The 21,226-nt window shown below is 59.5% G+C and carries 16 protein-coding genes and 1 pseudogene; 9 read left to right on the top strand and 8 right to left on the bottom strand.

Annotation, left to right across the window (positions count from 1 at the left end; genetic code table 11):
- Positions 1 to 255 precede the first annotated feature (255 nt).
- The 4 genes from CU048_11225 to CU048_11210 all read left to right on the top strand — a co-directional run bounded on the left by CU048_11225 (position 256) and on the right by CU048_11210 (position 2,550).
- On the top strand, positions 256 to 822 hold the full coding sequence (locus tag CU048_11225; GenBank protein QBR71747.1) for a hypothetical protein: 567 nt from the start codon (positions 256 to 258) through the stop codon (positions 820 to 822).
- A 121-nt stretch (positions 823 to 943) separates the two neighbouring features.
- Complete coding sequence (locus tag CU048_11220; GenBank protein QBR71746.1) at positions 944 to 1,156, top strand: hypothetical protein; 213 nt, start codon at positions 944 to 946, stop codon at positions 1,154 to 1,156.
- Between the two features lie 12 nt (positions 1,157 to 1,168).
- Positions 1,169 to 2,101, top strand: a complete 933-nt coding sequence (locus tag CU048_11215) for a phosphoribosylpyrophosphate synthetase (GenBank protein ID QBR72873.1) — start codon at positions 1,169 to 1,171, stop codon at positions 2,099 to 2,101.
- A gap of 206 nt (positions 2,102 to 2,307) precedes the next feature.
- Positions 2,308 to 2,550 (top strand): hypothetical protein, encoded by a 243-nt coding sequence (locus CU048_11210; GenBank protein QBR72872.1) that lies wholly within the window; start codon positions 2,308 to 2,310, stop codon positions 2,548 to 2,550.
- Between the two features lie 17 nt (positions 2,551 to 2,567).
- Here the strand turns inward: CU048_11210 and CU048_11205 are convergent, their stop codons facing one another.
- The gene (locus CU048_11205) at positions 2,568 to 3,443 is read right to left on the bottom strand and encodes a sulfoxide reductase heme-binding subunit YedZ (protein ID QBR71745.1); all 876 of its coding nucleotides are present in this window, start codon (positions 3,441 to 3,443) and stop codon (positions 2,568 to 2,570) included.
- Positions 3,444 to 3,758: 315 nt separating this feature from the next.
- A pseudogene (locus CU048_11200) lies at positions 3,759 to 3,881 on the bottom strand (SAM-dependent methyltransferase).
- Between the two features lie 204 nt (positions 3,882 to 4,085).
- Here CU048_11200 and CU048_11195 point away from each other — a divergent pair.
- The 4 genes from CU048_11195 (at position 4,086) to CU048_11180 (ending at position 13,620) form a co-directional block, all read left to right on the top strand.
- Complete coding sequence (locus CU048_11195) at positions 4,086 to 5,561, top strand: transporter (GenBank protein ID QBR72871.1); 1,476 nt, start codon at positions 4,086 to 4,088, stop codon at positions 5,559 to 5,561.
- Positions 5,562 to 5,803: 242 nt separating this feature from the next.
- A complete protein-coding gene (locus CU048_11190; protein QBR71744.1) occupies positions 5,804 to 7,162 on the top strand; it encodes an efflux transporter periplasmic adaptor subunit in 1,359 nt (452 codons plus the stop codon).
- Between the two features lie 27 nt (positions 7,163 to 7,189).
- Complete coding sequence (locus CU048_11185; protein ID QBR71743.1) at positions 7,190 to 10,303, top strand: multidrug transporter subunit MdtB; 3,114 nt, start codon at positions 7,190 to 7,192, stop codon at positions 10,301 to 10,303.
- A 2-nt stretch (positions 10,304 to 10,305) separates the two neighbouring features.
- Positions 10,306 to 13,620 carry a nodulation protein gene (locus tag CU048_11180; protein QBR71742.1) on the top strand — a complete coding sequence of 1,105 codons (3,315 nt, stop codon included), beginning with the start codon at positions 10,306 to 10,308 and terminating at the stop codon, positions 13,618 to 13,620.
- 4 nt (positions 13,621 to 13,624) lie between these two features.
- Here CU048_11180 and CU048_11175 read toward each other — a convergent pair whose 3' ends face one another.
- On the bottom strand, positions 13,625 to 14,632 hold the full coding sequence (locus CU048_11175) for a glucokinase (GenBank protein ID QBR71741.1): 1,008 nt from the start codon (positions 14,630 to 14,632) through the stop codon (positions 13,625 to 13,627).
- Positions 14,633 to 14,803: 171 nt separating this feature from the next.
- Here CU048_11175 and CU048_11170 point away from each other — a divergent pair, with 171 nt between their 5' ends.
- Positions 14,804 to 16,420, top strand: coding sequence for a fumarate hydratase (locus tag CU048_11170; GenBank protein ID QBR71740.1), 1,617 nt, complete (start codon positions 14,804 to 14,806; stop codon positions 16,418 to 16,420).
- Between the two features lie 31 nt (positions 16,421 to 16,451).
- On the opposite strand, the gene CU048_11165 is transcribed toward CU048_11170, so the two are convergent.
- From CU048_11165 to raiA, 5 genes are all read right to left on the bottom strand, one after another.
- The gene (locus tag CU048_11165; GenBank protein ID QBR72870.1) at positions 16,452 to 16,994 is read right to left on the bottom strand and encodes a transcription elongation factor GreB; all 543 of its coding nucleotides are present in this window, start codon (positions 16,992 to 16,994) and stop codon (positions 16,452 to 16,454) included.
- A 257-nt stretch (positions 16,995 to 17,251) separates the two neighbouring features.
- Positions 17,252 to 18,628 (bottom strand): hypothetical protein, encoded by a 1,377-nt coding sequence (locus tag CU048_11160; GenBank protein ID QBR71739.1) that lies wholly within the window; start codon positions 18,626 to 18,628, stop codon positions 17,252 to 17,254.
- Between the two features lie 187 nt (positions 18,629 to 18,815).
- The gene (locus CU048_11155) at positions 18,816 to 19,769 is read right to left on the bottom strand and encodes an acetyl-CoA carboxylase carboxyl transferase subunit alpha (GenBank protein ID QBR71738.1); all 954 of its coding nucleotides are present in this window, start codon (positions 19,767 to 19,769) and stop codon (positions 18,816 to 18,818) included.
- Between the two features lie 315 nt (positions 19,770 to 20,084).
- Complete coding sequence (gene ptsN / locus CU048_11150) at positions 20,085 to 20,549, bottom strand: PTS IIA-like nitrogen-regulatory protein PtsN (GenBank protein ID QBR72869.1); 465 nt, start codon at positions 20,547 to 20,549, stop codon at positions 20,085 to 20,087.
- A 91-nt stretch (positions 20,550 to 20,640) separates the two neighbouring features.
- On the bottom strand, positions 20,641 to 21,213 hold the full coding sequence (raiA, locus tag CU048_11145) for a ribosomal subunit interface protein (protein ID QBR72868.1): 573 nt from the start codon (positions 21,211 to 21,213) through the stop codon (positions 20,641 to 20,643).
- Between the last annotated feature and the right edge of the window lie 13 nt (positions 21,214 to 21,226).

Genomic DNA, 21,226 nt, shown 5'->3' with positions numbered 1-21,226 from the left:
GACCGCGATTAAGATTCGGTTTAGCTCTGCGTTCGAGCGAAATACTCTTGGCCAATTCAATCGTGTTGAGGCAAAACGGTCTCGCCCATTGCTCGCCCTAGGGAAGGTCAAAGGCTCGTGCGAACCGCTGTGAGGTTTTGGCCGGAGCGCGTTCATGCGCCGGCATGCAGAGGACAAAACGACGGCTTGTCAGGGGACGGAAACTTCGACAGCTCGCCTCTTCAACACCGGATACCCCGATTGTTTTCCCGACGTGTGGGTTACGCAGCACTGTCCTGCCTTTGGGCGGGCCTGCTGACCGGCTGCGTCGAAAACACCGCGGCGAGCCCGCCGCAAGCCGAGGCCCGCCAAGCCTCCCCCGGCCAGCCGAGTGCGAGCCCGAGTCGGGCCAGCGTGGCATTGGTGAGCGTCACCGGAGTTTCGGAAACGGTCGGCGACCAATTCAAGAGCGCCTTCGTGCAAAATGCCGTTCAGCACCAAATCGCCATCACCGAAAGTGCGTCGGCCAATTATCTCGTCCGCGGCTATCTTAATCCCCATCCGACCCCAACCGGAACCGCCATTGAGCTCGTGTTCGATATTTTCGACTCGAAAAAGAGAAGGGCGCAACGGCTCGATGAAGCCATTGTCGTCCAAGGTGCAACCGGCTCCCCGTCCCTTCTCGATGAGAACGCCATTCGGCAAGTCGCGGCGAAAAGCGCCGCCGCCATCGCAAACTTCCTTGCCACGGCGCCAGAGGCAGCGGGGGATCGCGGCCGCGGCCCCGATTTGACCACCAGCTCCGCCGCCCGGGATCGAACGACCCAAGCAGCGCTGCGCTGACCCGCGCTCCCGGCGCCACACCCAAACTTTAATCCGTTCGGCGGCTCGACATCCAGTCCCGCGCCATTATGGTGCCCGCAAGTTCGCGAGCCTGTTGATCGGCTCCGTGCCTGGAGACCCTATGCAGCGCCTGTTCATCCCGTCCTTGTTCGCGCTGATGCCCGCGGGCATGGCTTCGGCAAGCCGATTGCGTCGGCGGGTGGGGCCGCCGATAGCCCCGGAATATGCGGGTCCGAAAAGGCGGTCCGCGTTTTGCGGTAACAATTATGACAAAACATTGTTTCGCCGCCGCAGCGCTGTTAAGAGGCGTCCGGGCGATTTTACTGGCGAATGAGTGGCGAGCGCGATGAAGATCCTTGCGGGCAATTCCAACCGAGCGCTCACCGAGGCGATAGCGGCCTATCTCGGGGTGCCATTGACCAAATGCCAGGTGCGCCGGTTCGCCGACATGGAAGTATTCGTCGAGATTCAGGAGAACGTCCGCGGGCAGGATGCCTTCGTTGTCCAATCGACCTCCTATCCCGCGAACGATCATCTGATGGAAGTCCTGATCATGACCGACGCGCTGCGGCGCGCCTCGGCCCGCCGGATTACCGCCGTGATCCCCTATTTCGGCTATGCCCGGCAGGATCGAAAGCCCGGCCCCCGCACGCCGATCTCGGCCAAGCTCGTGGCCAATCTCATCACAAGGGCGGGCGCCGACCGAGTTCTTACGGTCGATCTTCACGCCGGCCAAATCCAGGGCTTCTTCGATATACCGACCGACAATCTGTATTCCGCGCCGACTCTGGTCCGCGACATCAAGGAGCGGTTGCCGCTGGACAACGTTATGGTCGTTTCACCGGACGTGGGCGGCGTCATCCGCGCCCGGGCCCTGGCGAAGCGCATCGACGCGCCGCTCGCGATCGTCGACAAACGCCGGGAACGGGCCGGCGATTCGGAAGTCATGAATATCATCGGGGACGTTGCCGGTAAGACCTGCATTCTGGTCGATGACATCGTCGATTCCGGGGGAACCCTGTGCAACGCGGCCGATGCGTTGCTGAGCGAGGGGGCCCAGGACGTCTATGCCTACATCACCCATGGCGTTCTTTCGGGCGGAGCCGTCGCGCGCATCGCCGCCTCTCGCCTCAAGGAACTGGTCCTCACCGACACGATTCAGGCCACCGAAGCGATCCGGGTCTCCAACAATATCCGGATTGTCTCGATCGCCCCGCTGATTGGCGAAGCGATCGCTCGGACGGCCAAGGAAGAAAGCGTCTCCAGCCTCTTCGACTAAGCCGGCATAGGAAATGCTAACACACACTGGATCACGCCCAGAAGAGTGTGGCTAATGCGCACCGCCGGCTGAAAAATGACGAGGCTGTCGTATCAGTCATCATTTAGGCGTTTAAACAAGCAAGGTCGCAGAGTTGCTTTTGAGTTAATTTGAGTTAGTATATCTTTTTAGTGTACTATCCGGCGGCACTCGTTCAGGGGGACTTTATGCCCGACGCCTATATCATCGAAGTTTCCGGCCTTACGGCTGGAATTGTCGCCCGAGATTCGCGCAATCATAGCTTCAACTTTTTTTCCGCGGCCCGGACGTTCAATGCCATGGAAGGCCAGCGCTTTCCCGATCCGCTCGCGGCCGAGCGCATGGCCCGGATGCTGATGAAACACGGGAGCATGCCGCGCCGGCATCAGCTCGCCGATCACCCCCGCGTTCACAAGGGCAGATTCGGCTAGCGCAATTCGAGACGTCCTTAAACCGACCTTGCCTGCACCTGAGGCGCGGTTATTCGCGCATCGGGAGGGAACTTCGTTCTCTCAATCCATGGCCGCAGCAGGCGTGCGGCCCAGAGGATAAGCCCTGCCCCCAGCGCGTACCAGCATGGCCGCACCCTGTAGGAAAAATCGAAATTGGCCCCAAGAACCAGGATCAAGGGCGCGCCAACCGACCAAGCGTACCAGAGCGCTTCGCCAAATGCGGTCGAGAAGGTCAAGAAAATGGCCAGCCCCGCAAGTTGCGACGCCGTAAGATCGCCCAACCGACCCTTTGCGATTCGGTAAGCCGCCAAAAGCGAAAAAATCCCCGCCATAAGGATTGCTTGGCTGACGTCGAGCTTCGATTGCAGGAAAAAATGCACCGTCGCCAAGACCGCCCCAACATAAATGAAGCGATGCAAACGGTTCCATCTCGCGGAACCGAGCCGGGCAATCATGGTATCCGTCGAGGTGACGCCAAGAACGCAAAATCCACAAAGGGCGATAAAGCCAAGCGCAAGGTAGAACCGCAGCGCGATTTCGGACGCGATGTGGGCGACGTCGAAATGCTGGTTAAGAATGTAAAGGCCGAAATGGAGGAGTGCATAGGCCAGAACCGCGAGGCCGAGCATTCGCCGGACGGAGGCAAGTTTCGGCCACCGCAGTGCCTCCCGAAGCGGCGTCACCGCCAGCGATATCGCCAGAAGCCGAATGGCCCACAATCCGGTCTGGTGAATAGCCTCGGTCACCGGCCGCTCCCCGAGCCCACCCAACATCGCTTCGGCCGCAATCCACAGGGCCGGAGTCAGCACGCCGATGAACACTACGGATCTTAAAGCGGAAAAGCGCCCCGTCCGGTCGGTCCATGGCCTCATAGAGGAACTCCGAAAACCCACTCGATGACACCCATTGCGTAACCAGCGTTTAGAACATTTGGCGCGGCGACACCCAAACCCCTTAAACAGTGCCTATCATACGGCTACGCAAGGGCGGGTTTTCCCAACCGACCGGAAACTTGGGTTCAAGAATTCGTGAGACCCCCGGGACGAAGGCAGACGCATTCTCGGCGCATTTTTCGATTGGCTTGGGAGGCAAGCTAAGGCAAAGCCTGCAGCGTATCGGTCACGGTTGACGCCAACTCCCTCAAAAGATTAGCTCGAGCTTGATTGTCTTTATGCCATTGTTTGCCTGACTAGAGCGGGATGAGGAAAAGTGGAAGCCGGTTTTCCGCCCGCATCCCGCTCCAAGCTTTTGGAATCGATCACGTTCATGATTTTAGATTGAGTCAATCCAAAATCATCGTGATCTAGGCTTTGTCGGAAGCGATCGTAAGTGTTGCTGGAACGCGGCATTGCATTGCCTTTCCCTGGAGGTTTCGGTTTGGCTTGCTCTGGCCGCATTGCCTTTTTAGCGTTCCCCGGAACCCGTTTGCGATGAGAAAGTGGCCAACCGTCGCGTTTCGCGTCCGCTTGACCTCCAAGCGGGCGTGCCCGGAGCGAACGCACCCAATGGGTCCCATGAGCAATTGCCCCCCGAAAATAGGGCTTGGCTTTGGGGCTGCGATCCTTGGTTTGACCCTGGCTGCCTGCACCGTCGGACCCGATTATCAGCGCGCCCCTGCGCCGGAAGCTGCGGCCTATAAGGAGTTGAAGGGGTGGAAACGCGCGACGCCGCGCGATGACGTGGACCGCGGTCCCTGGTGGACGATCTTCCGCGATGCCCGACTCAATGCGTACGAGCCGCAGGTCGAGATTTTCAACCAAACCGTCGCCGGCGCCGAGGCCGCCTATCGGCAATCCCTTGCGGTCATCAAGGAAGTGCAGGCCGGGCTGTTTCCGACCATTTCCGCCAATTACAATGTGACAGGCTCACATGCCGGCGCGGCTGTTCTCGGAGGCACGGGCGGGGTTTCGAGCACATCCGTATCTTCGACCTTAGCCACCAATGCGAGTTGGGACCTCGATCTATGGGGGAAAATCCGCCGCAGCGTGGAGAGCAACGTCGCGGGCGCGCAGGTGACGGCCGCCGACCTCGCCAATGCCAAGCTCTCGACCCAAGCCTTATTGGCGATTGCCTATTTCAATCTCCGCGCGGCGGACGCGCTGGAGGATTTGCTGAATCGCACCGTCAAAGCCTTCCGGCGGACGCTTGAGATTACGCAACATCAATATGATGCAGGCACTGTTTCGAAGGCCGACGTCGCTACGGCTCTCGCTCAGGTTCTCAATACGGAGGCTCAGGCGATCGGGGTCGGCGTTTCCCGAGCGCAGTTCGAACACGCGATTGCGGCCCTGATGGGTCGGCCCCCTTCGGATTTGTCAGTCCCATTTTCGCCACTCGGTTACAATCTGCCGAATATTCCGGTGAGCGTACCGTCAGCCCTGCTGGAACGACGGCCCGATATCGCCACGGCCGAACGGCAGATGCAGCAACAGAACGCCCTGATTGGCGCCGCCATAGCGCTTTACTATCCCGACGTGAGCCTGAGCGCCCTGTTCGGTTTCACCGGAACCGGAGCTTTGGCACTCTCGCTGGCCAACGAAGTCTGGACGGTCGGTGCTGCGGCGGCGCAGGTCGTCTTCGACGCCGGCTTGCGTGACGCTCAAGTCGAAGCGGCCATCGCGGTCTATGATCAAAGCGTCGCAATATACCGGCAGACTGTGCTGACCGCCTTCCAGCAGGTGGAAGACCAACTTGCCGCCGTGCGTATATTTGCGCGCCAGCAGAAGGTCGCCGACGCCGCGGTCCGGGCCGCGCAAGAGGAACTCGACATTCTTCTTAATCAATATCGGGCCGGCACCGTAGCATTCACCGCGGTCGTCGTTGCGCAGGCAACTTTGCTCAACAATGAGCAGTCCGCGCTGGCGGTGCGGCAAAACCGGTTCCTTGCCGCTGTTGCCTTGATCGAAGCACTGGGCGGGGGCTGGGATACCGGCCTATTGCCGACAGCCGATGCCTTGAAGCATGTCAATCCAATCATCCCGCGTCTTTAAAAACGTGGCCAGGCCATGTCGAAAGCAAAGTCATCGTTCGAACGGCACGTCATGCGTTCTTATAGATTAATGGTGATTGGAGCCGTGCCGACGGGGACGCTATAAATCAATCGACTGGCGGCACGCCGACATTACTAAATGTTCATTCAGCGGAACAAGCCCCGTAAGGCGCATTGCAAGAATGTCCCGGCGGGTTCACATGATGCAGCAGCATGATTCGCGAAGGCACTGGACGCTAAGCCATGGATGATCGAGCCCATGAGTCTCAGACAGGGGCCCCGAACGACGTGTTTCTGCGCGACGGCGATGCCGCTTTTCGCGACACGACCGTCAAACTGCCCGACACGAAGGTAAAGCTAAGATCGCGGTTGCGGCCTTTCTTGGTCCTCGGCGTCGCGATTCTGTTGGGCTTTGGACTCTACCGGTTTGCTACCTCCGGTCGGGCGCCCACGGAGTCCGTTCGGGCCGAGGAAACGGCGCCGGTTGCCGTTGCCACCATCGGTACGGGCGACATCAACGTCATCGTGAATGCGCTCGGCACCGTGACGCCAATCGCAACCGTAACAGTGAAGGCCCAAGTCAGCGGTCAGCTGCTCGAGGTCGCTTACAAGGAAGGCCAAATCGTCAAGAAGGGCGATTTCCTGGCGCAGATCGACCCTCGCCCATTTCAGTTGGCGCAATCCCAAGCCGAAGGACAACTCATCCACGATCAAGGACTACTTGACCAGGCCCGCAAGAATTTGGTGCGCTTTCAGACGCTCCTGAAACAGGAATCGATTGCCCGGCAGCAGGCCGAGGACCAAGTTTTTCTCGTCACGCAATATGAAGGTTCGGTGAAAACCGATCAGGCTCAGATCGATACGCAAAAGCTGAACCTCATCTATGCACACATCGTTTCGCCGATCGATGGGCGTGTGGGGCTACGCCTCGTCGATGCCGGCAATTATATACAGACGACCGACACCGGACTGGCGGTGCTCACCCAATTGAGTCCGATCTCGGTGATTTTCATTGTGCCAGAGGACGACATTCCACCGATCCTCGAGGCTGTCCACGCCGGCAAGACATTGCAAGTGGCCGCTTATGACCGCGCCAATGTCAATCTGCTCGCGGTCGGTAAAGTCGCCACGCTCGACAATCAGATCGACACCACAACGGGAACAGTAAAGTTGCGGGCCGATTTCGACAATCTCGACGACAAGCTTTTTCCCAATCAGTTCGTCAATGCGAGGCTGTTGCTTAAATCCCTGCGCGGCGTCGTGACAGTGCCTGCCACCGCAATTCAGCGCGGCGCGCCCGGCGCTTACGTTTACCTGGTTGGAAGCGACAACAAAGTGTCGGTAAGGACCGTTGAACTCGGAGCCTTGGACGGCGCAATGTATGCTGTCAATGCAGGACTGTCGCCCGGGGACCGGGTCGTTGTCGACGGTGCCGATCGCTTGCGGGATGGGGCCAAGGTGTTGATCGCCTCTGGCAATTCGACCGATCATGGTGCAGCCCCGCCGCCCGCCCCGACCAAGGCCGAGCCGCCGGCGAAAATCGAGGCGCCGACCAAGCTTCCGAACAAGGGCCGCTCTGGCCAGCAGACCAACCCGAAATGAGGCGGCGGCAAGCGCCGCAATAGGCAGATGAACCCATCGCGGCTTTTCATACTTCGGCCGGTTGCGACTTCGCTGCTGATGGCCGCGATTATGCTCGCGGGCGGCGTCGCCTATAGTTTTCTCCCGCTTTCGGCGCTTCCCGAAGTCGATTACCCAACCATTCAGGTCCGGACCTTTCTGCCAGGCGCCAGTCCGGAGGTCATGACCTCCTCGGTGACGGCGCCTCTCGAGCGACAACTCGGGCAGATGCCCGGCCTGAACCAGATGACATCGTCGAGTTCGGCGGGAGCATCGGTCATCACGCTGCAATTCAGCTTGAACCTTAGCCTCGATGTCGCCGAGCAGGAAGTTCAAGCGGCGATCAATGCGGCCAATAATTTGCTACCAAGCGGCCTGCCGACGCCCCCCATCTATGCCAAGGTCAACCCCGCGGATGCGCCGATCATGACGCTGGCGGTGACGTCCAAGACCTTGCCATTGATCGATCTCGAGGACATCAGCGAGACGCGGCTTGCCCAAAAAATTTCGCAGCAGCCTGGTGTCGGATTGGTCAGCATCAGCGGCGGTCAAAGGCCGGCGGTGCGCATCAAATTCAACCCGGCCGCGCTCGCCGCCTATGGTCTCAACATCGACGATCTTCGCACCACGATCGGCAATGCCAATGTCAATGCGCCGAAGGGGAGTTTTGACGGGCCCACGCAGGCTTCGACGATCAACGCCAATGATCAGATCGCCAAGCCCAGCGACTACAGCCAGCTTATCATCGCTTATCGAAACGGCAGCCCGGTTCGGCTCTCGGACGTCGCGACCACCGTCTCCGGCCCTGAAAATGAGAAACTTGGGGCTTTGGCCGACCTTGCACCTGCGATCATTCTCAACGTCCGCCGTCAGCCCGGAGCCAATGTCATTCAGGTCGTAGATACGATCAAGACGTTGCTGCCAACGATCCTGACGAATTTGCCGCCCGCCGTGAATGTCGATGTGCTGAGCGACCGCACGACAACCATTCGCGCCTCCGTCGCCGATGTGGAATTTGAGCTGGCCCTCGCGGTGGGGCTCGTCGTGGTGGTCATCTTCTTGTTCCTGCGGAATCTGCCCGCGACCATCATCCCCAGCCTTTCCGTGCCTTTGTCCTTGGTCGGCACCTTTGTCGCCATGTATCTTTTGGGTTTCAGCCTCGACAATCTTTCGCTGATGGCGCTGACGATTTCGACGGGCTTTGTCGTCGACGATGCGATCGTGATGATCGAAAACATTACCCGCTACGTCGAGGCCGGCGATCCGCCCTTGCAAGCGGCGCTGAAAGGCTCCGAGCAGATCGGCTTCACCATTATTTCGCTCACCGTCTCCCTGCTGGCGGTTCTGATTCCCCTGCTCTTCATGGGGGATGTGGTCGGCCGGCTGTTCCATGAATTCGCGATCACCCTCGCGGTCACGATCATTCTTTCGGCAATTGTCTCGCTCACCCTTGTGCCGATGCTCTGCGCGCGGCTGATCCGGCATCATCCGCCGTCCCAAAGATCCCGCTTCGATCTTGTCGCGGAACGCAGCTTTAACGCTTTGGTCGCGCAATATGGGCGGGCCCTGGAAGTCGTTCTCCGGCACCAGCCGCTGACTCTTTTCGTTGCGATCGCCACGCTGGTTCTCACCATCGGACTCTATATCGTCATCCCGAAGGGTTTTTTCCCGGTTCAGGATACCGGGATGATCCAGGCCATATCCGAAGCCTCGCAAAGCGCCTCTTTCGAAGCCATGGCACGCCTGCAGCGGCAACTCTCGGAAGCGATTCTGCGCGATCCCGCCGTCGCTAGTGTGAGTTCGTTCATTGGCATCGACGGCGACAATCCGACTTTGAATAGCGGCCGATTTTTGATCAATCTCAAGCCGCAGCACGAGCGAAAGGTTTCTGCGGATGAAGTCGTTCGCCGATTGCAGAAAGAGGCTTCCGGCGTGGTCGGCGTCTCGCTTTATATGCAACCCGTTCAGGATCTGACGATCGACTCCAGCGTCAGCCGCGCCCAATATCACTTTATCTTGCAAAACGCGGACCCCGACGCGTTCAAGATCTGGGTGCCGAAGCTGATGGACCGGCTGACTAAGCTGCCGGAACTCACCGATGTGGCGAGCGACACGCAGAGCCAGGGACTGGCGGTGAATCTTGTCATTGACCGCGCGACAGCGGCGCGATTCGGAATTACCCCGGCGAGCGTGGACAATGCGCTCTATGACGCGTTCGGCCAGCGGATCATCTCGACAATCTACACGCAATCCAACCAGTACCGCGTCATCCTGGAAGCCGATCCCGCGCTGCAGCGCAAGCTGGCCAGCCTGTCCTCATTCTATCTTCCGTCATCGTCTTCGGCGACCAATGGGCAAGTTCCCCTCTCCGCGATCATCCGGGTCGAGGAGCGCCTAGGCCCCTTGTTGATTACCCATCTCGGCCAGTTCGCCGCGACCAATATTTCGTTCAATGTCGCGCCGGGCGCCTCGCTCGGCGCTGCCGTGGCGGCGATCGACAAGGCCGAAAAAGACATCGCTCTTCCGGAAAGTTTTGTCACCTCCTTCCAGGGCGCCGCCGCGGCCTTCCGCGCATCGACGACCAATGAACTGTTTCTGATCATCGCGGCGGTGATCACAATGTATATCGTGCTGGGCGTGCTCTATGAGAGTTTCATCCACCCGATTACCATTTTGTCGACTCTGCCGTCGGCCGGCGTCGGCGCGCTGCTCGCGCTGATGGTATCTGGACACGAACTCGATGTCATCGCGATCATCGGCATCATCCTTTTGATCGGCATCGTAAAAAAGAATGCGATCATGATGATCGACTTCGCTCTCGAGGCCGAGCGTTCCGAAGGACTGTCGCCGCACGATGCCATCTTCCAGGCCTGCCTCCTGCGGTTTCGTCCCATTCTCATGACGACTTTCGCCGCGCTTCTCGGCGCCCTGCCCTTGATGCTGGGGAGCGGGACCGGCTCGGAGCTCCGCAATCCGCTGGGCATCGCCATCGTCGGCGGCCTTATCGTCAGCCAGGTTCTGACCCTCTTCACGACCCCGGTCATCTATCTTTATTTCGATCGCCTTGCGACACGGCTGTCGGGGCGGCGCTCCGGAGATTCGCTCGCGGCCGACGAGGTCTAAGGATGAATATTTCCGCCCTCTTCATCGCCCGTCCGGTGGGAACCACGCTTATCACCATTGGGATCGCCTTGGCTGGATGCCTGGCTTTCCTGAAGCTGCCAGTCTCGCCCTTGCCGCAAGTCGATTTCCCGACGATTCTTGTGCAAGCGTCGCTGCCCGGCGCCAGCCCGGAAACCGTTGCGTCAAGCTTAGCGAGCCCGCTTGAACGCCACCTCGGCCAGATCGCCCACGTCACAGAAATGACCTCGGCCAGCAGTCTCGGCACCACCCGGATCGTGCTGCAATTCGATATCGATCGCGATATCGACGGAGCGGGGCGCGACGTGCAGGCGGCCATCAATGCGGCCCGCGCCGACCTGCCGACAAACATGCCGACCAATCCGACCTATCGCAAGATCAATCCCGCCGACGCGCCGATCCTTATCCTCACGCTGGTGTCGAAGACGCGGACGCGCGGTCAGATGTATGATCTGGCCAGCAATATTCTCCAACAGAGGCTCTCGCAGCTCGAAGGGATAGGCCAAGTCGTGATTGGCGGCGCCGCCCTTCCAGGGGTGCGCGTCGAGCTCAATCCTTATGCTTTGTTCAAATATGGCATCGGCCTGGAGGACGTGCGTGCCGCGCTCGCCTCCGCCAACGCCAACAGCCCTAAGGGCGCGATCGAAGACGGCGAAAAGCATTTTCAGATCTACACCAACGATCAAGCGACCCATGCTGCGGACTATGCCCCGCTCGTGGTTGCTTACCGCAACGGTGCTCCGGTTCTTTTGTCCGATGTTGCGGAGGTGGTGGATTCCGTCGAGGACCTCCGCAACGAGGGCCTGGACAACGGCCAGCCCGCCGTTTTCGTGATTATTTTTCGGCAGCCTGGGGCCAACATCATCGACGCGGTCGAGCGCGTGAAGGCTGAACTGCCGCATCTTCAGGCGGCGATGCCGAGCGACATCGACATCACCCGCGCCTCCGACCGCAGCAACACGATCCGCGCCTCGTTGCACGACACCGAATGGACCTTGGTGATCGCGGTCGGTTTGGTCACCCTCATCGTATTTCTGTTCCTGCGCGATGCGCGCGCGACGATCATTCCAAGCGTTGCGGTTACCGTCTCGATCGTCGGGACCTTCGGCGCGATGTATCTCATGAACTTCAGCCTGAACAATTTGTCGCTCATGGCCTTGACCATCGCCACGGGTTTCGTGGTCGACGATGCGATCGTGGTTCAGGAAAACATCGCGCGTCACATTGAAGCCGGCCAGGGCAGGATCGAAGCGGCGCTTTCCGGCGCGCGAGAAGTGGGATTTACCGTCGTCTCAATGAGTCTCTCGCTGATCGCCGTGTTCATTCCGATTCTTCTGATGGGAGGAATCGTCGGCCGCCTGTTTCGGGAATTTGCTCTCACGCTCTCGCTCGCGATCCTGGTGTCGCTGGTCTTATCCTTGACCACGACGCCGATGATGTGCGCGATATTTCTCCGGCCGCGCCCGACCGCGCCCGACGGGGCGCGCCGCTTCGATCCGGTGGCCACGGTCCGCAGAGGTTATGAGAGAAGCCTTGGCTGGGCCTTGCGCCACGGCATCTTGGTGATGATCGCGCTTCTCGCAACCATCTGCCTCAACGTCTATCTGTTTGCGATCATACCGAAGGGCTTCTTCCCGCAGCAGGACACCGGCCGTTTGATCGGGACGATTCAAGCCGATCAAAGCATCTCCTTCCAGGCGATGCGGGACAAACTCGGATTGCTTCAGGCGATCGTGCAGAACGACCCCGCAATCGCAAGCGTGAAGGGCTATACCGGCACTGGCGCGGGTCAAACCAATTCGGGGCTCGTCTTCATCGATCTGAAGCCAAAATCCGAGCGGAGCGAGACCGCAGACGAAGTCATCGCTCGCCTCCGTCGCCAGCTCGTCCAGGTGCCAGGCGCACGTCTGTTTCTGCAATCGGTGCAAGACATCCGCATGGGCGGCCGGGCGAGCAACGCTCAATATCAATTCACCTTGCAGGGCGACGACGTCAACGAACTCTATGCCTATGTGCCGCGTCTCGTCGAGGCCTTGCAGCGCAGCTCCGTGCTGACGGACGTCAATTCCGATCAGCAGCAGACCGGCCTCGAGACGAATATTGTGATCGATCGCGATACGGCATCGCGCCTTGGCCTCGTCATGAGTCAGATCGACAACACGCTTTACGATGCCTTTGGGCAGCGCCAAGTCTCGGTCATTTACAGCGCGGTCAATCAGTATCACGTCGTGATGGAAGTCGATCCGCGCTATTGGCAAGATCCATCCATTCTCAAAGATCTCTATGTAAGCACATCGGGCGCGAGTCCGAGCGGTACCGCCACCAGCAATGCCCTGGCGGGGACGGTCACGCGCGGGGCGGCCACGCTCGCGCCGGAGCCCTCGAACACCGCTCAGGAAAAACCCATCAATGCCGGCTCGAACTCGGCGAGGAACGCGGCCACCAATGCGCTCGCCAACACCGGCAGGGGCAGCACCTCCGCGGGGTCTGCGGTGAGCACCAGCAAAGAAATCAACATACCGCTCGCCGCCTTCAGCCATTTTGGGCCGGGGCACACGGCACTGAACGTCAACCATCAGGGCCTGTTTGTCGCGAGCACCATTTCATATAATTTGCGGCCCGGCGCCTCGCTGAGCGACGCCGCGGAAGAAATCACGAAAACGATGAAAGCCATCGGCACGCCCGCCAGGATTCAGGGCAGCATGCAGGGGACCGCTCGCGCGTTCCAGGAATCGCTGGCGAACGAAAAGATCCTGATCATGGCGGCGCTGGCGACGGTCTATATTGTCCTTGGAATTCTCTACGAAAGCTTCATTCATCCGATCACCATCCTCTCCACCCTGCCGTCGGCTGGCGTCGGCGCGGTCCTCGCACTTTTATTGTTCAATACCGAGTTCAGCATTATTTCCCTGATCGGCGTGATTCTGCTCATTGGGATCGTGAAAAAGAACGCGATCATGATGATCGACTTCGCCCTTGAGATCGAACGCTCGGAAGGGCTGTCGCCACGGGATGCGATTTTTCGCGCCTGCGTGCTGCGGTTTCGCCCGATCCTGATGACGACTTTGGCCGCGATCTTCGGCGCGATTCCTTTGGCGCTGAGCTTTGGCGACGGCGGCGAGATTCGGCGCCCTCTCGGAATTGCCATCGTCGGCGGTTTGATCGTCAGTCAGATTTTGACGCTCTACACGACCCCCCTGGTCTATCTTTATCTAGATAGCGCCCGGCTGTGGGCGAACCGGCAATGGCGCCGCTTCTTCCCGCGCCTTGCCGGCGCCGCTCCGGAAGCCTCGGCGTAGCCAATTAACGCCAGGCGCGCTCAGAATAATCGATAGCGTAATTTTGCGGCGCCGCCGCGATCGCCGCCATGCCGGCAAGAACCGCATCGTCCGTCGTGACCAAGCGCGTTCCAATGCCTCGCATCAATTCGGCATAGGGCGGCTTGTTTTCGAACACCGAACGAAAGGTTTCGGGCTCCAGAAAATCGACGATCTTCGGCAAAATGCCGCCTGAAAACGTCACGCCCCCCTTGGCGAGAAAGGCCAAAGCGAGATCGCCCGCAAAGCGCGCGGCGAGGGTCCAGCAAAGCCGCAGCGTCTGCGCTTCTTCGCTGTCTTTGTGAAGATGCGCGGTTTCGACCAATGCGATCTCATCGGACTCGGCCGGCACCTTGCCGGCTGCCGCACAGCGCGCCTTGTGCAAACGCATGAGGCCGGCCCCCGACAATATGGTCTCCGCCACGACCGCGCCCTCGGCGATCGTCTCAAGGTGCCGCCACAGCGGGGCATCCTGAGCACCGAGCGGACCGAAATTCATATGTCCCGCCTCGCTGGACAAGACAAAATGGCGGTTCTCCAATTCCACCAGAGCCGCCGCGCCGAGGCCCGTGCCTAACCCCATGATCAGTTCGACCCCAGGTCTTTTTTCGTAGCCCGTGCCGATCGGCAAAATCCAAGCCGGTTGGAGAACTGGCAGGCTGAAGGCCTGCGCCTCGAAATCATTGAGAAGCAGACCTTGCTCAAGACCAGCGCTCGCCGCGACCTTGGGACCATCGATCGTCCACGCCGCATTGGTCAGCTTGATGCTGCGTCCGCTCACCGGGCCGGCCGCGCAAACGATCAGCGAACGCGGCTTCGCCTGGACCCCAGCCAAGGCCGAGGCGAGCGCCGTTTCAAAATCCCGGTAATCCTTGGTCTTGAGATGCAGCCCGATCTTCAACGGCGCCCCTGGGGCGGACACGGAGGCGAATCGAGCATTGGTGCCGCCAATATCGCAAAGAAGGAGCGGAAAGGGGAATTTCACGCCGTTTATCCCTCATTGTCTGCAAAGTTGGACGGAGCGGCGAGACAGTCTACACCGGCCTCGCCCAACCTCGGATTTTCCCATATAGGACCAAGGCTCCATGCGCATGAGCATCGCCGAAGCACCGTTTTTGCCGCCCATGCAGGAAACGCCAGAATATCGAGACCTCAGGACTTAAAGATGGCCTTTCATTACCACCCGCTTTTTTCTCTCGGCAAGGACAAGACGCCCTATCGAAAGCTGACCGCCGAGGGCGTAAGCGTCGAAAAATTCGGGCCCCATGAGTTCCTCCGCGTCGAGCCAAAGGCGCTGCGGCTCCTCGCGGAACAGGCTTTGGGCGACATTAACCATCTGCTGCGCCCGGCGCATCTTAGCCAACTTGCCAAAATTCTCGCCGATCCGGAGGCAACGGGAAACGACAAATTCGTGGCTTTCGATCTCTTGAAGAACGCCAATATAGCGGCCGGCGGCCTTTTGCCGATGTGCCAGGATACCGGCACGGCGATCGTCATGGGCAAAAAAGGGCGGCTGGTTTTCACCGACGGCGACGACGAAAGCGCGCTCGCGCAGGGCATAAAAGACGCCTACGAAAAGAAAAATCTGCGCTATTCGCAGCTTGCGCCCCTGACCATGTTCGAGGAAATGAACACCAAGACCAATCTGCCCGCGCAGATCGAAATTTATGCCGAGGGCGAGGACGCGTACAAGTTCTTGTTCATCGCCAAGGGCGGAGGCTCCGCCAACAAGACCTATCTTTTCCAGGGGACACCTTCGCTTTTGACCCATGACCGTCTGTTGGGATTTTTGAAAGAGAAAATCCTGACCCTCGGGACGTCGGCCTGCCCCCCCTACCATCTGGCCATCGTCATCGGCGGGACATCCGCGGAATTGAATTTAAAGACGGTCAAGCTCGCTTCGACCCATTATCTCGACGATCTGCCTTTCGCCGGCGGCGAGGACGGCCATGCGTTTCGGGATCTTGTCCTTGAAGCGGAAATTTTTAAAATGACTCAGGACTTGGGTGTCGGCGCGCAATTCGGCGGCAAATATTTCTGCCACGACGTGCGGGTGGTGCGTTTGCCGCGTCACGGCGCCTCGCTGCCGATCGGGATCGGGGTTTCCTGTTCCGCCGACCGTCAGGCTCTTGGTAAGATCACGCGCGAGGGCGTATTTCTCGAAGAGCTGGAACATGATCCGGCGAAATATCTTCCCGACATCGACGAAGCCGCGCTGATCGGCGACGCAATCGACATTGATTTGAACCGGCCGATGCCGGAAATTCTCGCGCAGCTGTCGAAATATCCGATCAAGACCAGGCTGTCGCTCACCGGCCCGTTGATCGTCGCGCGCGATCTTTCGCATGCCAAGATTCGCGAGCGGCTCGAACATGGCGAGCCCATGCCCGATTATTTCAAACACCACCCGATCTATTATGCCGGCCCGGCCAAGACGCCAGCAGGACTACCCTCCGGCTCCTTCGGCCCGACGACGGCGGGCCGCATGGATTCCTATGTCGACCAATTCCAGGCCGCGGGTGGATCCATGATCATGCTCGCCAAGGGCAATCGCTCGCCCGAGGTTCGCGAAGCCTGCAAACGACATGGGGGATTTTATCTCGGCTCGATCGGCGGCGCGGCGGCGCGGCTGGCGCAGGACTGCATCAAGAAGGTCGAGGTCGTGGCCTATTCGGAATATGGCATGGAGGCGATCTGGCGGATCGAGGTCGAGAATATTCCCGCCTTTATCGTCATTGACGACAAGGGCAATGATTTCTTCAAGGAGCTGAATTTGGGGTGATGAGCCGGGCGCCCGCCGCCAGCTTTGCAGATCAATAGGCGATCTTCAAAACCTCGATACGTTCGATTCCCTTAGGCGCCCGGACCTCGACGACGTCGCCTTCCTCGGCTTTCAAGAGCGCTCGGGCGATCGGCGAAATCCAGCTCACCTCATCGCGCTCCGAGCGCGCTTCGTCGGTCCCGACGATGCGGATGGTCTTTTCTTCGTTGCGTTCGTTGCGATAGGCGACGCGCGCGCCGAAATAAACTCGATCCCTGTTTTTTTGCAACGCGGGATCGACCACTTCGGCAATTTCCATGCGTTGGCGAAGATAGCGCATCCGCCGGTCGATTTCGCGTAAACGGCGCTTTCCGTAGATGTAGTCGCCGTTCTCGGACCGGTCGCCATTGCCCGCGGCCCAAGAGACGACGTCGACGGTTTTCGGACGCTCGACCTGTTGCAGATGCGCGAACTCATCCTGAAGCCGGTGAAGGCCTTCTGGCGTGATGTAGTTCTTTGTTCCCGGGGGGAGAGGCGCGATTTCATCTTCGAAATCGTCTTCCGGCTCAAGTTCCCTGGTGAAGGCTTTGCTCATGGCCGCAATCGCAATTTGGCTCATCAAATGAGTCGTCAAGGCACAAAAGCCTTTTCGACTCGGGCATCTTCAACGCAATAGGGAGCGCCCTGTTCCTTGGCGGGTTCAGAAATTGCGCAATGGCGACCTCACAGAGCCATTGGAGATCGGGCGCTCTCGATCAACCTGGAACGGTTTCGCCCACCGCGCAGACCCTTGCTGACTTTCAGTCGAAAGCATCGCCCAAAGGGGCGGGATCCCTCCGACAGGATCAGCTTCTACTGACCGGTCGGCGCGACTGCGGAGAACCCGGCTTTCAGGAAAGCAACCGCTTGGGCGACGGGTTCGGTGCCCGGCGACGCCGCCGCTTGCGGCTTGATCGGGGCCGGGGCCGCGACAGCGTCCTGCGCCTTAACATCCCGCGGCTTGGTGTTCGGGTCGCGCGGCTTGCCATTGATCGCCGACGCTTCATGCTTTGTCGCCTTGGCGGCTTGACCGGATGGCGGTGTCGCTGCCTTCGCTTCGGCCACGCCCCCATTCATGAAGCGGGTGAGCAAAGACGCCTCGCGTGACTTTCCGGGCGTGCCGGACATCGGCCCAGCGGCAGTCTTCGCACCTGTCTTCGCACCTGTCTTCGCGGCTGATGCCACGCGGCTGTTCTTTGTCTTTGCTTCATCGAGCGCGAGATCGACCGGCGCCTGGGCCAAAGCTTCAGGCCGGCTCGCCGTACTCGCCAACGACGCGAAATTGGGATGCTGGCCGCCATCGACATAGACGGTGTGCACCGGGCGAATGCCTTGGGCGACATATTCGGCGATTTTCGCCTCATCGCGCTTCTGCCGGGCCGTGACTTCGCCCTGGGTTTCCTCATTGCGTTGCAAGGACGGGCACCGGCCGGTGGAGTCAAAACGCGACCCATCGGCTGGAACGGCATTGAAGATGTACCGCTTCTCGCAGACCCCGACTTCAACGTCCTTCTTGGTGACCTCGAAATTATCGGCTCCTTCCTTCAGTTGGTTCCAGAAGGAAATATTCGGATCGAGCCGGTATTTGGCGAGGTTCTCTGCGGTCATGCGGAACGGATAGGATTGCATCTGGATGGCCCGCTGGCCCCCGGCAAATCCTTCCCGCGCGATGGCATAGATTTCGGCGATCTGTTCGTTGGTCATCGAAAAACAGCCGGCCGAGGAACAGATGCCGTGGACCATGATCGACCCGCCCGTGCGGCCGAGAGCCCGATCATAGGTATTGGGATAGCCAACGTCGAACGAGAGGTAATAGGCGGAATTCGGGTTCATGCGCGCCGGCGTGATCGAATAAAAGCCTTCCGGCACTTGGCGGTCACCCTCTCGGACCTTGGGCCCGAGCTGGCCCGACCAGCGGCACATGGGGAATGTCTTCAGATAGGTATACCGCCCGTCTGCTCCCATCTTCCAGATTTCGAGCTCGGCTTCCTTTTTATAGGCGCGGATCAGCACGGGAGAATTTTTAGAAGTCCCGTTGGCCTCCATCAAGGCGAGCGTCTGCGGCGGAATCGGAGAGTAAGAACGGCTCAACGGCGAAAGGCCGCTTTCCTCGCAGCCGGCCAAAAACCCGGCCACGGATGCGACCAAGGCGAAGGCAGGGAGCCGGCTCAGAAAAGATTTACATTGCATCGATTTCGCCCGCTGAGCTGAATGGACTTCGCGTCACCACTGACCAGCTTACAGCCGGTATCCTTATGCGAAGGTTACCGAAACCTTGACCCGTTCCGGTTCATTCTAAAGCGTCGTTCGTGGCTAAAAAAAGAAGCAAACTTGGCAAACAGAAGGTTTAGAGCGGGGTGTGTCTTTTCAGTCCGGCTTAAAGCTTGCGCCCGATATTCAGGTATTTTGCGGTTCGTGCCGCTCTCAGCTCGTTTGGCGACATGCTCGAGAACTCGCCCAAGGCTTCCGCAATGGCCTTCCCGGTCGCAGCCACCGCGGCCGCCGGGTCTCGATGTGCCCCGCCCACCGGCTCGGTGATGATGGAATCGATGATCCCGAATTTGAGCAAATCCTGCGCGGTGATCTTCATATTGGTCGCGGCGTCTTCGGCTCTAGCGGAGTCACGCCAAAGAATCGAGGCCGAAGCCTCCGGGGACGCGACGGTGTAGATCGCGTGTTCGAGCATCACCACGCGGTTGCAAGCGGCGATCGCTATGGCGCCGCCGGAGCCGCCTTCACCGAGGATGACGGCGATGCTCGGCACTCCCAGCGACAGCGACATGTCGGTTGCCCGGGCGATGGCTTCGGCCTGGCCGCGCTCTTCGGCGTCAACGCCGGGGAAGGCGCCGGCGGTATCGACAAGGGACACGACGGGAAGACCGAACCGATCGGCGAGCTGCATCAAACGCACGGCCTTCCGGTAGCCCTCGGGACGCGCCATTCCAAAGTTGTGGCGGATTCGCTCTTCCGTGCCAGAGCCCTTTTCCTGGCCAAGCACGCAGATTGAGCGGCCCCGAAACCAGCCGAACCCGCCGACGATCGCTGCATCCTCGCCGAATTGCCGGTCCCCCGAAAGCGGGGTGAAATCGGTGACCAGCGCTTTGACGTAATCGCTGAAATGCGGGCGCTGCGGATGCCGCGCAACCTGGGTCTTTTGCCAGGGTGTGAGACTGGCGTAGAGATCGGCAAGCGCCTTTTCCGCCTTGCCCTCAAGCCGGGTCAGTTCCTCGCCGATGGCGACGGCGTCGCCCTTGGCGGCCAGCTCACGCAGTTCTTCAACCTTGGCTTCGAGTTCAGCCACCGGTTTTTCAAAATCGAGATAGCTTCGCATTGCCGCCAAGAAGGTTATGCCAAGGTTGACCGACTCAACCTTTGCGTCACGCGAATAATCGCTGCGCGGGGGAACGGTAATTTACCGAATTGAACAGACGTCGAAATGCTTCGGCATTTCTTGCCGGTCCATTGAGAGCGCGGAAACTCGCCATTTTGGCCGACGAAGTCAAGAACCCGTGCAAAGCTTGCCGATCCATCGCCTAGAGCATGTTCCGAAAAAGTTGACCGACTTTTTCGATCAGAACTTGCTCCAACTCGTTGAACTTGAGCGATTCCTTTTCGATCAGATGATTCCATCCGATTGGGAAGCGCTCTAGGCGGCGTGAGACGCGGCTTCCCCGGTCAATACCGAATAGATTGCCGAAATGTCGCGGGCCGCACGAAGCTTTGACGTAACCGTTGGATCGCGGAGCAGCCTTGCCATGCGGGCCAGGGCCTTCAGATGATCGGCCCCGGCGGTTTCAGGAGCGATCAAGAGACAAATGAGATCAACCGGCGCACCGTCGAGAGAATCAAAATCGATGGGACGAACCAGCCGGGCGAAAACACCAAAAATCGATTTCGCCTTGGCGAGTTTTCCGTGCGGGATTGCGATCCCTTCTCCCACGCCCGTCGACCCGAGACGTTCGCGCTGCAGCAATGCATCGAAAACCTCGCGCGGCGCCAGTCCGGAGATCAGGCCGGCACGGTCGCTCATTTCCTGGAGAACGTGCTTCTTTGTATTCACCTTGAGCGAGGGGATAATCGCTTCGGGGGTGATCAACTGGTTCAAATGCATAGCTTGAAGCAATCCGGTCCGCTCACGGACAATGTTTGGAACATTCAAGGCACGGCAGAGCGCCGCCTTTTCCTCGCCCAGTTCAGTTTTTTCATACACGGCCCGGATCTATCCAGCCGATATTGCCATCAGAACGACGGTAAACGACATTGGTTCGTCCGTCGGAGGCGTGACGAAAGACAACAACCTGCGCATTTGTCAAATCCAGCTCCATGGCCGCTCCGGAAACGGTCATCTCTTTGAACTTGGGAGATGGCTCTGCGATGACGGCAGGATGCAGATCCTCAGCTTTTCCCGGGTTTATCGTCGCTTGCTGCTGGGCAGTTCCCGGCTCGCCGGGCCGTTGATCGGGACGGGTCTTGGGATCCGCGTGATGATCCAACAGCCGCTTTCTATGGCGCTTCAGCTGCTTCTCGATAAGGTCGGCAGCACGATTAAAACTTGCATAGGGCTCGCGGGCCTTGGCATCGGCTTGCAGGGTGACGCCCGATTTGAGGTGCAAGGCACAATCGGCGCGAAACTGCGAGCCCTCCGGCTCGATCGTGACGTGACCGGCCGTGAGCCCGGCATGATATTTCTCTACGGTCGACTTGATTCGTGCCTCGATGTGATCTCGAAACGCTTCGCCGATGTCCAAATTCTTGCCCGAGACGCGCAAAGTCATTGCCCATCCTCCG

The sequence above is a fragment of the Beijerinckiaceae bacterium genome (assembly GCA_004564215.1).
Taxonomy (GTDB): domain Bacteria; phylum Pseudomonadota; class Alphaproteobacteria; order Rhizobiales; family Beijerinckiaceae; genus Methylocapsa.
The sequence above is the reverse complement of the archived record's forward strand: the minus strand, read 5'-3'. Positions and strand labels throughout refer to the sequence as shown.

Coding starts and splice junctions, on each gene's coding strand:
- CU048_11220 (QBR71746.1), top strand. CDS start 944: ATGCAGCGCCTGTTCATCCCGTCCTTGTTCGCGCTGATGCCCGCGGGC.
- CU048_11215 (QBR72873.1), top strand. CDS start 1,169: ATGAAGATCCTTGCGGGCAATTCCAACCGAGCGCTCACCGAGGCGATA.
- CU048_11210 (QBR72872.1), top strand. CDS start 2,308: ATGCCCGACGCCTATATCATCGAAGTTTCCGGCCTTACGGCTGGAATT.
- CU048_11205 (QBR71745.1), bottom strand. CDS start 3,443: ATGAGGCCATGGACCGACCGGACGGGGCGCTTTTCCGCTTTAAGATCC.
- CU048_11195 (QBR72871.1), top strand. CDS start 4,086: ATGAGCAATTGCCCCCCGAAAATAGGGCTTGGCTTTGGGGCTGCGATC.
- CU048_11190 (QBR71744.1), top strand. CDS start 5,804: ATGGATGATCGAGCCCATGAGTCTCAGACAGGGGCCCCGAACGACGTG.
- CU048_11185 (QBR71743.1), top strand. CDS start 7,190: ATGAACCCATCGCGGCTTTTCATACTTCGGCCGGTTGCGACTTCGCTG.
- CU048_11180 (QBR71742.1), top strand. CDS start 10,306: ATGAATATTTCCGCCCTCTTCATCGCCCGTCCGGTGGGAACCACGCTT.
- CU048_11170 (QBR71740.1), top strand. CDS start 14,804: ATGGCCTTTCATTACCACCCGCTTTTTTCTCTCGGCAAGGACAAGACG.
- CU048_11165 (QBR72870.1), bottom strand. CDS start 16,994: ATGAGCAAAGCCTTCACCAGGGAACTTGAGCCGGAAGACGATTTCGAA.
- CU048_11160 (QBR71739.1), bottom strand. CDS start 18,628: ATGCAATGTAAATCTTTTCTGAGCCGGCTCCCTGCCTTCGCCTTGGTC.
- CU048_11155 (QBR71738.1), bottom strand. CDS start 19,769: ATGCGAAGCTATCTCGATTTTGAAAAACCGGTGGCTGAACTCGAAGCC.
- ptsN (QBR72869.1), bottom strand. CDS start 20,549: ATGCATTTGAACCAGTTGATCACCCCCGAAGCGATTATCCCCTCGCTC.
- raiA (QBR72868.1), bottom strand. CDS start 21,213: ATGACTTTGCGCGTCTCGGGCAAGAATTTGGACATCGGCGAAGCGTTT.